The organism is Oleiphilus sp. HI0061, assembly GCF_001635675.1.
The window spans coordinates 1-306 of record NZ_LWFE01000758.1; the positions used below are offsets into that span (position 1 = coordinate 1).

Here is a 306-nt window from a genome sequence, read left to right on the forward strand (position 1 = left end):
CAATAGCGAACTTGCTTCAAGCGTCTCATATACATACTCCGGAAACAGGCTTAGATCTCAATCTGAGGATAGTGATAATGACGGCGAAGCAAACTCTTCAATCAGCTATAACTATGACTTAAACGGCAATATCCTAAGCCAGCATAACATTCGATCCAACCAGGAAAACACTCAAACTTCTATAAGCCGCTTCAGCTACGACAGTAACAATCGCCCAAACCGCTACGAGCGTGATGATAACCAGGACGGCACACCAGAATATATCGAGTCATATCAATATAATAATTTGAACAAGCGGACCGAATA

1 protein-coding gene is annotated in these 306 nt (G+C 42.2%); it reads left to right on the plus strand.

The genetic code is table 11. The annotated features are described in order from the left end of the window. Nucleotides 1-306: hypothetical protein (locus tag A3735_RS30675; protein ID WP_197485795.1), on the plus strand; the 306-nt coding region annotated here is incomplete at both ends.